The organism is Streptomyces sp. WAC04114 (assembly GCF_019733245.1).
GTDB classification, from domain to species: domain Bacteria; phylum Actinomycetota; class Actinomycetes; order Streptomycetales; family Streptomycetaceae; genus Streptomyces; species Streptomyces massasporeus_A.
Window position 1 is genome coordinate 1 of record NZ_JAIGQA010000421.1, and the last position, 629, is coordinate 629.

The following is a 629-nucleotide window of genomic DNA, read 5'->3' on the forward strand; positions in this document are numbered from 1 at the left end:
CTACGCGTCTCGTGGGCTCGGTGCGCTGATCCCCGCCGCTCCTCAGGAGAAGCAGGTGCCGACGCCCGGCAATGGCGCGGGTCCGGTGCTGACCGCGGAACGAGGGGTGGCTGCCGCGAAGGTGACCGCGCTGCCGTCCTCCCCGGTGGTGCCGGAGCCGTCATCCGCCCCGGAGGACCGGTCCGAGCAGGGCGTCGGTACGTCCGGTGCGTACTTCGCCGAGCTCCCGACCGGGGCGATCACCCCGAACCCGCGTCAGCCCCGTGAGGTGTTCGACGAGGACGCACTGGCCGAGCTGGTCGTCTCCATCAAGGAGGTCGGCCTTCTCCAGCCGGTCGTCGTCCGCAAGGTGGGCCCGGACAGCTACGAGCTCATCATGGGTGAGCGTCGGTGGAGGGCCTGCCGTGAAGCGGGCCTGGAGCGGATTCCCACGATCGTCCGCGCCACGGACGACGAGAAGCTGCTGCTGGACGCGCTGCTGGAGAACCTCCACCGGGCTCAGCTGAACCCGCTGGAGGAGGCCGCTGCGTATGACCAGCTGCTCAAGGACTTCAAGTGCACCCATGACCAGCTGGCCGACCGGATCGGCCGCTCCCGCCCGCAGGTGTCGAACACGCTGAGGCTTCTGC

Annotated in this window: 1 protein-coding gene; it reads left to right on the forward strand. The window is 70.0% G+C overall.

Features of this window, described 5'->3' with window-relative positions:
• The coding region (locus tag K4G64_RS39580) for a ParB/RepB/Spo0J family partition protein (RefSeq protein WP_260461595.1) at positions 1–629 on the forward strand (629 nt) is incomplete at both ends.